This window comes from Rhizobium sp. 01T417 (genome assembly GCF_056398905.1).
Map to the genome: position 1 here is coordinate 1 of NZ_JBFTQH010000074.1, position 9,600 is coordinate 9,600.

General features: G+C 57.6%; 8 protein-coding genes and 2 pseudogenes. 9 read left to right on the forward strand and 1 reads right to left on the reverse strand.

The features are described 5' to 3' along the window. Positions 1-258, forward strand: a pseudogene (locus tag AC1DPR_RS31020) (methyltransferase family protein); the annotation flags it as partial. Between the two features lie 78 nt (positions 259-336). On the opposite strand, the gene AC1DPR_RS31025 reads toward AC1DPR_RS31020, so the two are convergent. Beyond that, positions 337-1,215, reverse strand: a complete 879-nt coding sequence (locus AC1DPR_RS31025) for a LysR substrate-binding domain-containing protein (RefSeq protein WP_477817912.1) — start codon at positions 1,213-1,215, stop codon at positions 337-339. Between the two features lie 130 nt (positions 1,216-1,345). Here AC1DPR_RS31025 and AC1DPR_RS31030 point away from each other — a divergent pair, with 130 nt between their 5' ends. From AC1DPR_RS31030 to AC1DPR_RS31065, 8 genes and pseudogenes are all read left to right on the forward strand, one after another. Continuing rightward, entirely contained in the window at positions 1,346-2,545 is a 1,200-nt protein-coding gene (locus tag AC1DPR_RS31030; protein WP_477817913.1) for a 2-aminoethylphosphonate--pyruvate transaminase, read from the forward strand. 22 nt (positions 2,546-2,567) lie between these two features. Then, entirely contained in the window at positions 2,568-3,830 is a 1,263-nt protein-coding gene (gene phnA, locus AC1DPR_RS31035; protein ID WP_477817914.1) for a phosphonoacetate hydrolase, read from the forward strand. 9 nt (positions 3,831-3,839) lie between these two features. After that, entirely contained in the window at positions 3,840-5,297 is a 1,458-nt protein-coding gene (gene phnY, locus AC1DPR_RS31040) for a phosphonoacetaldehyde dehydrogenase (RefSeq protein WP_477817915.1), read from the forward strand. Between the two features lie 265 nt (positions 5,298-5,562). Then, complete coding sequence (locus tag AC1DPR_RS31045) at positions 5,563-6,594, forward strand: 2-aminoethylphosphonate ABC transporter substrate-binding protein (protein WP_477817916.1); 1,032 nt, start codon at positions 5,563-5,565, stop codon at positions 6,592-6,594. Beyond that, on the forward strand, positions 6,595-7,743 hold the full coding sequence (locus tag AC1DPR_RS31050; protein WP_477817917.1) for an ABC transporter ATP-binding protein: 1,149 nt from the start codon (positions 6,595-6,597) through the stop codon (positions 7,741-7,743). Further along, positions 7,736-8,611 (forward strand): 2-aminoethylphosphonate ABC transporter permease subunit, encoded by an 876-nt coding sequence (locus tag AC1DPR_RS31055; protein ID WP_477817918.1) that lies wholly within the window; start codon positions 7,736-7,738, stop codon positions 8,609-8,611. The genes AC1DPR_RS31050 and AC1DPR_RS31055 overlap by 8 nt, the downstream gene beginning before the upstream one ends. Beyond that, positions 8,595-9,392, forward strand: a complete 798-nt coding sequence (locus tag AC1DPR_RS31060) for an ABC transporter permease subunit (protein WP_477817919.1) — start codon at positions 8,595-8,597, stop codon at positions 9,390-9,392. Before AC1DPR_RS31055 ends, AC1DPR_RS31060 begins: the two co-directional genes overlap by 17 nt. An 18-nt stretch (positions 9,393-9,410) precedes the next feature. Continuing rightward, positions 9,411-9,600, forward strand: a pseudogene (locus AC1DPR_RS31065) (Na/Pi cotransporter family protein); the annotation flags it as partial.

Sequence of the window (9,600 nt, forward strand, 5' to 3'; positions counted from 1 at the left end):
GCATTTTCGGCATCCACGGAAGGAATGGCATTCAATATGAGGCGCGTTATTGCCAAGGACTACTCGACGATGTCGTCGACGCTGATCGCGCTGTTGGCCACCGAGTTCTACCGGGTGGCGGCCGATTCGATATCGGATCAGGAGCTCTCYTATGCGATGGTGCTTGTCGGGCTTTTCGTTGCGGTGATTGTCCTTACTGGTCTGGTGAGCTCGATGAAGAAAATGGGTGTCTTTGACGAACTGAAAGCCGCRCGCTGAAATCTGACCTGCGTGGTCTTCGGGCCGAGCTTCAGGGCTTTTTAAAGTGCTGGAGTTCGGCTTTCAGACTCTGCGTCGTTATCGGTTCGGTAGAACATCCGCGGAGCGCGCGATCTTGAAGAAAGCATTGACCAGCTTGGCCCCGGTCCGCTCCTTCAGGCAGATCAATGCTTCATCCATCAGCATATCCGCCCCCACGATTTCCAACGGAACGAGCCGTCCGTCCCTACCAAACTCAGCTTGGGAAACGAATCCCACGCAACCGCCCGCCGCAACAATTTCGCGCACCGCTTCGCGTCCTTCGGCCTCGATAGTGGGCACCAAGGTGATCCCCGCGGCAGACGCGCTGTCCTCCAACTTTTGTCGGGTTTTCGATCCCCGTTCACGCATCACCAAGGCGTGGTTTTGAAGTTCGGGCAGGGTCACCTTTCCTTTGGTAGCAAGCGGGTGGCCGGCGGAGACAAACGCCACGATTGGTGTCGAATTCAACTGAACGATATCGAAGTCTCGGCTTTGGGGGATTTCACCGAGGACCCCAATGTCCGCGTCATACGAGAAGAGACTGGAAACGACCGTTTCGGTATTGCCCGTTCTGACCGATATCTGCACAGTCGGGAACCTCTCACGAAACACAGCGAGTATCGGGAGCAGGTGATGGGCAGCGTCCGCAACGATCCGAAGTGTTCCTGACCTCAACGCTCGAGATTCCGACAACAGATCCAGTGCCTGTTGCTCGGTGTCGAACATGCGTTTGGTGATTTCGAGAAGATCACGTCCGGCCTGTGTCAGGATTACCTGCTTCTTGTTTCGCATGAAAAGGAGGACATCATATTCCTCCTCCAGCTTGCGGACCTGGTCGGAAATGGCCGGCTGCGTGAGGAACAGGGCTTCCGCAGCGCGAGAAAAACCGCCGCATGTCGCTACGTAGTGGAAGGCACGGAGTTGGACGTATCGCACGCTTTAGCTCCCCAATTTCTCCACCGAAGTTATCATAGGTAGAATCGATATATCAATACGAAATAACGATTTTACATATAGATTGCCTACTCCCATTCTCCTGGTCACACCAACCGCGTGGGAGAGAATGATGTCAGCTGCAGCCACCGCCTCGATCAAAAAGGTATTCGAAACACCCAGACTGGGGGAGCCCTATCTCCTTACGCCCGGGCCGCTTACCACGGCATACGAGGTCAAGGCCGCGATGCTCCGCGACTGGGGTTCGTGGGATGCTGACTTCCGGGGTATGACGGCATCGCTGAGAAACAGCCTGCTTGCGATCGCGGGAGACAACGGTGAATTGGACTGCGTTCCGATGCAGGGGAGCGGATCGTTTTCCGTTGAAGCCATGCTTGGTAGCTTCATTCCGAAGGACGGAAAGACTCTGGTCCTGATGAACGGTGCCTATGGAAAACGGATATCCCAGACCCTCTCGTACCTGGGGCGGGAGCAGGTCACCATCGACAAGGGCGATTACATGCCTCCGAGGGGTTCCGAGGTTGCTTCAGCACTCGACGCAGACCCCGCGATTTCCCACGTGGTCGTCGTCCATTGTGAGACAAGTTCCGGCATTCTCAACCCTCTCAAGGAGATATCGGACGCCGTCTACTCTCGTGGACGCAAGCTTTTGGTTGACTCCATGAGCGCGTTCGGCGCGGTTCCAGCCAGTCTCGCCGATTTTCGCTATGAAGCGATCGTCTCGTCTGCCAACAAGTGCATCGAAGGCGTTCCAGGCTTTGGCTTTGTCATCGCACGCAAAAGCGAGCTCGAAGCTGCAAAGGGCAGAAGTCACTCGCTGAGCCTCGATGTCCACGCCCAATGGGAATATATGAACAAGACTGGCCAATGGCGGTTTACGCCTCCAACCCATGTGGTGGCGGCGTTCCTTGAGGCGTTGAGGTTACACGAGGAAGAGGGAGGCGTCCCGGCAAGGGGGGCGCGGTACGCAAACAATCGGAACGTCATGGTTTCCGGCATGCGGAAGCTGGGCTTCGAGACCCTGCTTGCCGATGACTGGCTCTCGCCCATCATTGTCACGTTCTTCAGCCCGGCACACGCAAACTTCCAATTCGAGCGCTTCTACGACCTGATGAAGGCCAAGGGCTTCATCATCTATCCCGGCAAGCTCACCTTGGTCGACAGTTTCCGCATCGGCTGCATTGGTCGTATGGACGAGCATGTCATGCGCCGCGTGGTCGAGGCTGCTGAGGCGTCACTGGCCGAAATGGGCGTCGATACCGCTGCTCCGCCGTCGGCTGCGCTTGCTGAGCGCGCCCGCCTTGCCGCCTAATCTCAAATTTCGGAGCCGAACGATGAACCAGATTTCGAAAATGACCGTTGCCGTCAACCGCCGTTCCTATCCGTGGCCGAACACTCCGGCCATCGCCATATGCCTGGACGGCTGCGAACCCGCCTACCTTGACGAGGCGATCGCAGCCGGTCTCATGCCGACACTGAAACGGATCAAGGAAACGGGGACCGAACGCACGGCGCTTAGCGTCATCCCAAGCTTTACCAACCCGAACAACCTTTCGATCGCGACCGGTCGCCCACCTGCCGTACATGGTATCTGCGGCAACTACCTCTACGAGCCCCAAACCGGGACGGAGGTGATGATGAACGATCCTCGGTTCCTTCGTGCGCCGACGATCTTCAAGGCGTTCTACGATGCCGGCGCGAAGGTTGCTGTCGTGACCGCGAAAGACAAGCTGCGGGCCCTTCTTGGTAAGGGCCTGGCGTTTGACGACGGTAGGGCCGTCTGCTTCTCCTCCGAGAAGTCCGACAAGTCCACGAAGGCTGACAACGGCATCGAGAATGCTTCGGCCTGGCTTGGACGCGAGGTTCCGGAGGTCTACTCGGCCGACCTCTCCGAGTTCGTTTTTGCTGCAGGGGTTAAGCTCTTGCGAGAGTTCCGTCCCGATATCATGTATCTGACGACGACCGACTACGTGCAGCATAAATACGCGCCGGGTGTTCCAGAAGCGAATTCCTTCTATGAAATGTTCGACCGGTATCTCGCTGAGCTTGATGCGCTGGGGGCCGCCATCGTCGTTACTGCTGATCACGGAATGAAGCCCAAGCACAAGGCAGACGGCTCACCTGACGTGGTCTATCTTCAAGACCTGTTCGATGAATGGCTCGGAAAAGATGCCGCGCGTGTCATTCTGCCCATCACTGATCCATACGTCGTTCATCACGGTGCCTTGGGTTCGTTCGCGACCGCGTACCTGCCCGAAAGTGCCGACCGCGAAGAGATGATCGATCGCCTGTCGAAAATTTCCGGCGTCGATGTGGTCCTTTCCCGCCCTGAGGCCTGTGTACGGTTCGAACTCCCAGATGACCGCATTGGCGACCTCGTCATTATCTCGTCCGAGAACAAGACTCTTGGGACCAGCGAGCATCGTCATGACCTTGCTGCCCTGAACGAGCCGCTCCGCTCACACGGCGGCCTGACCGAGCAACGGGTCCCTTTCATCGTCAACCGTAAGGTACCCGAGTTGTTGGGCGCGGGAGCGCTCAGGAATTTCGACGCTTTCTACTACGCAGTCGTCGCTGCCGCGCAGCCCAAAGCTTGAGGTGTCGCCATGACCAAACGCGAAACGTCATTTGGCGTCCGCCACATGCCCATGCGTATAGCGGGGGAGCCCGTGGACGCCGAAGGTCTCATCGAGGTGCGCTACCCGTGGAACGACACCGTCATCGGTACGGTGCCGGCCGGCACATCCGCCCATGCGAGGAAAGCCTTTGGCATAGCTGCTTCGTACAAGCCAAAGCTCACACGTTATGAGCGGCAGCGCATTCTGCTTGCCGCGGCCGAGGCTTTGGTGGCGAGGAAGGAGGAAGTCTCCGACATCATCACGCTGGAGCTTGGGATATCCAAGGCCGACTCCCTCTACGAAGTCGGTCGTGCCTACGACGTTCTGACGCTCGCGGGGCAGATGTGCATTCGGGACGACGGAGAGATATTTTCGTGCGATCTCACCCCGCATGGAAAGGCCCGCAAGATATTCACCACCCGAGAGCCACTGCGGGCAATCTCGGCGATCACGCCCTTCAATCACCCGCTCAACATGGTTGCTCACAAGATCGCGCCGGCGATCGCTACCAACAATTGCGTGGTTCTGAAGCCAACCGAGTTGACGCCAATGACGGCTCTCCTCTTCGCGGACATCCTGTACGAATCCGGTCTGCCGCCCGAGATGCTTTCCGTAGTCACCGGATGGCCCCAGGACATCGGCATGGAGATGATCACCAATCCCGATTTTGACCTTATCACCTTCACGGGCAGTGTCCCGGTCGGGAAGCTGATCGCGGCGAACGCTCACTACAAGCGGCAAGTACTCGAACTTGGCGGAAACGATCCGCTGATCATCCTCAACGACCTGTCAGACGACGATCTTGCGAAAGCGGCAGATCTTGCGGTCGCGGGTGCGACGAAGAATTCTGGCCAGCGTTGTACGGCCGTAAAGCGCATTCTCTGCCAGGAATCGGTAGCCGACCGCTTCGTCCCGCTCGTGCTCGAACGCGCGAAGAAACTTCGGTTCGGGGATCCGATGGACCGCGCTATCGACCTCGGGACGGTCGTTCACGAAAAGGCCGCCGCACTCTTCGAGAAGAGGGTAGAGATGGCGGCCGAACAGGGGGCCGACGTGCTTTATAACCCTGGCCGACGAGGTGCTCTGCTGCCGCCGATTGTTGTTGACCGCGTCGACCATTCCTCAGAACTGGTCATGGAGGAGACATTCGCTCCCATCATTCCAATCGTGCGGGTACCTGACGACGACGATGCCGTGATCTCCATCTCAAATTCGACGGCGTTTGGGCTTTCGTCGGGCGTCTGCACCAATGACTTCAGGCGGATGCAGAAGTACATTTCGGGATTAAACGTCGGTACCGTGAACATATGGGAGGTTCCCGGATATCGCATCGAAATGTCACCGTTCGGGGGAATCAAAGATTCCGGCAACGGCTATAAGGAAGGCGTGATAGAAGCGATGAAAAGTTTCACCAACATCAAGACGTTTTCCCTCCCATGGCCCTAGCGGTTCCTTGTCGAAGGGTTAAAGGGCGGCGCGCTTGCGTCGCCCTTCGTCATTTTTAGACCCGCCATTTGCCCTCTTAGCGGCGTCTGCCGATTGAATGTGCGATCGCTGCCTTTGATAAGTTTGGTCTATCGATCCATAAAACGAATAGATTTTACTTATCGTTTATCCCTCAACAAGATGAGCCTCAACATGAGAGGGGACTAACCCTTCCGTAGGTATACGCACCGGGAACAGCAACGCATCAACGACAGGAGAAATCCAAATGAAAGCCAGCTTAACGCTAACCGCCGCATGCATCGTAGCAGCGGCATTCTCTACAAGTGTACAGGCCGGAGAGGTCGTCACGATCTATAGTGTCGACGGGCTTCACGATGGGACCCCTAGCTGGCTCGGAAATCAGTTTGAAGCGTTCACCAGGGCCACGGGAATCGAAGTTCAGTACGTTGAGGCAGGCTCTAGCGGCGTTGTGGATCGCGTTGCCAAGGAGAAGTCGAATACCCAGGCCGACGTACTGATGACTTATCCTCCGTTCATCCAAAAAGCAGCTGCCGACGGCCTGCTTGAGCCATATGTCCCGAAAGACGCGGACAAGCTTGGAATCCACGACAAAGACCCGAACGGCATGTTCGTGGCGGTCGTGAACAACTACCCGAACTTCATCTACAATTCTGACGTGCTGAAATCGCCGCCGGCCACCTACGAAGACCTGCTCGACCCGAAGTTCAAACGGAAGATCCAATATTCCACACCGGGCCAAGCTGGCGATGGTACGGCCTTCATGCTTCAAACGTTCAAGACGTTCGGGGGCAAGGACGCGGCATTCGACTATCTGCAGAAGCTGCAGGTGAACAACCTTGGACCTTCGGCATCAACGGGCAAGCTCACGGCTCTTGTCAACAAGGGCGAGCTCTATGTCGCGAACGGCGACATGCAAATGAACCTGGCCCAATCAGCCGAAAATCCAAACATCAAGATTTTCCTTCCGGCCGGCCCGGACGGCAAGAAGAGCGTGTTTCCGATCCCTTATTTCATCGGCCTCGTGAAGGGCGGCCCCGAGCAGGAGAATGGCAAGAAACTCATTGATTTCCTGCTCAGCGAGGCTGCACAGAAGGAAGTCTCCACAGTCGCAATGGGCCTTCCAGTGCGCAACGACGTGAAGCCGGACGACGAGAACTACAAGAAGCTCCACGCGATGCTGGACGGCGTGGAAATATGGTCTCCTGACTGGGGCAGCGTCCTGGCCGACCTCAAGGGTGACGTTGCCCGCTACAAAGACGTGACGGTGGGCGAATAAATGGCTAGGGCGACGGCACTTTACCAAACCGAATACGCGACGGTTTCAGGGGCCGTCGCTTCCCAGTCAGGCGGAACGATCGGATTCGACAACGTCTCGGTAGCATATGGCAGCACCGTCGTGCTGGACTCGCTTTCGCTGACTGTGAGGTCAGGCGAAATCGTATCGCTGATCGGACCATCCGGTTCCGGCAAAACGACAGCTTTGCGGGCCGTTGCCGGATTTGTCCGGCCGTCTTCCGGGAAGATATCGATTGGCGCGCGGGATGTAACGAACCTCGCGCCCTATGACCGCAACATCGGGATGGTCGTCCAGAACTATGCGCTTTTCCCGCATATGCGTGTGGATGAAAACGTGGCCTTTGGCCTGCGGGCCAAAGGTGTTCCGGAGGAAATAGTAAAGGCCAGGGTGCCGGAATGCCTCGCCATGGTCGGTATGGGCGCATACTCCCGGCGATATCCGCGCGAGCTTTCCGGTGGCCAGCAGCAACGTGTCGCGATCGCGCGTGCAATTGCTCCTAAGCCGCAAGTACTGCTCCTCGACGAGCCGTTGTCGGCGCTGGATGCGCAAATCAGGCGATCCATGCTTGATGAACTTGCCAAATTGCATCGTGATCTGCCGTCTCTGACGGTGCTCTATGTGACCCACGACCAGTCTGAAGCACTGACGCTTGCCAACCACATTGGCATTATGAGGGACGGGAAGTTGCGTGCATTCGGTGATGCCCGTTCGCTATTTCGGTATCCGCCGAACAGGTTCGCTGCCGAGTTTCTCGGCCGCGCGAATCTCGTGCCGGTGAGTACCCAGCATCTCTCGGCCGACGGAATGGCGAGCGTCCGCTACAGGGGAACGCCCTTGCTTGCCAACAATCAGCACGGCATACCCGGCGGTGCCGACTGCCTTCTGTGCATAAGACCGCATGACTTCAAGCTGGAGAAGACGGCAAGAACAACAAACACGATGTCGGGGAGGGTGGTCAGCGTACAATGGCAAGGTGATGTCCACAATATTGCGATCGATGTTGACGGTGTGGAGGTACGAGTTTCGTCCGCGCCCATCAAGGAGCCTCCGATCACTGGCGACCGGATCGATGTCCATTTCGATCCAGCCGATGTAACGCTTGTTCCCGAGGATGGCCGCCATGGCTGATATCGCAGTCCCTTTGGCACCTGACCGGAGAACCGGATTGCCCTCGTTCTGGACAATCCCGCCCCTTGTCGTCTTGGTTGCCTTGTTTTTTTATCCACTGGCACTGATTGTTAGGCAGGCACTGGGCGACGAAGGAACGATAACCCTTCAATACTTCGCCGAAGTGGTTGTATCTCGCGAGTTTCATCGGGGCGTATACAACACGATCATCATCGCAGTGGGATCGACTGCAGGATGTCTTGTGTTAGGGTTTGCGCTTTCGATCACGATCGCTTTCGTACCGTTCCCCGGATCGCGCTTTGCAGGACGGCTGATAGACACCTTCATCGCCTTGCCGACGTTTCTGGTCACGCTCGCATTCACCTTCATCTATGGGTCCGCGGGAATCGTAAACGAGTCGCTGATGTCCCTTTTCGGAGCCGATCTGCCGCCGGTGGATTTCCTCTATTCGAAATGGGGTGTGATGCTCGCGGAGGTAACCGTTTACACACCCTTCGTCATGCGACCCCTTTTGGCTGCATTTTCGCTTATCGAGCAATCCCAAATCGAAGTCGCCAGCAGTCTCGGAGCCCGTCCTGCCCGTATCGTTCGGCAGGTCATCCTTCCGGCCGCATTGCCGGCGTTGGTCGCCGGCGGGAGCCTTTGCCTGCTACTAACGGTGAATGAGTTCGGGATCGTTCTGTTCATCGGGGCGAGAGACGTTATCACGCTTCCAATGCTGGTTTATGGCAAGGCGATACAGGAATTCGACTACGTGACGGCCTGTGTGATCGCCGTCGTCAATGTCGTTCTATCACTCGGCCTATACGGCTTCTACCGATGGGTTGTCGCATATTTTGGAGGAGCTGGCCGTGCTGGTGTGGTCTAAATCAGGGCGAGTTGCGTTATGGGCCGCCATCGTTCCGCTTTTCCTGCTCGTCTACGGTGTTCCCGTTGCCGTGTTGCTCCTGGCCAGCCTCACAGGCCAATGGAACGGCGCGTTACCCAGTAGTCTCAGCCTCGCTCATTTCCAGAATGCGATGAAAGGCGACGCCTTCGAGAGTCTGATCGTGAGCGTCCTGACCGGGGCGTTGGCCAGTGCCCTGGCTCTCGTCTGTGGCACCTGGGCTGCCATCGCCCTGAGGACCGTGAGACTGCTGCCTCGACAGATCATGAGCGTGCTCTTCTTCATTCCGAGCGCTGTTCCATCGGTTTCAGTCGGATTGGGCCTCCTCGTGGCCTTCAGCCATCCGCCGTTTCTTCTCAATGGAACCCGGTTCATTGTTCTGGCGGCGCATTTCGTGCTGATTTCGGCATTCACATATGGAAATGTGTCCGCGGGCCTCTCGCGGATTCCCGCGGATTGCGAGAAGGTCGCGGAAAGCCTCGGAGCCAGGCCTTTCTATCGCCTCCGCAGAGTGACATTGCCGCTGCTCGCGCCTTACCTGATCGCCGCCTTCTCTCTGAGTTTTGCACTTTCCATGGGCGAACTGGGAGCGACCATCATGGTCTACCCACCGGGATGGGTGACCTTGCCCGTGGACATCTTCGCGCTATCCGATCGTGGGGCGATTTTTGATGCCGCTGCGCTGACCGTTGTCCTTGGCTTCGTAACGCTGTTGATCCTACTTCTGCTGTCGCGCCTCTCGAACCGGGCGATGGCGCGCTAGCCGCGGCGGGGGCCTCCGATGGAATCGACGATCGTCATGATCAACCTGTTCGGCGCGGTAGCGCTGCTGCTGTTCGGCCTGGCCCAGGTGAAGGACGGCGTGTCGCGTGCGTTTGGGGCGCGGTTGCGCACCGGCCTTGCCACCGGCACGCGCAGCGGCCTGCGCTCGTTCGTCTCGGGCTTCTTTGCGACGATTGCGCTGCAGAGTT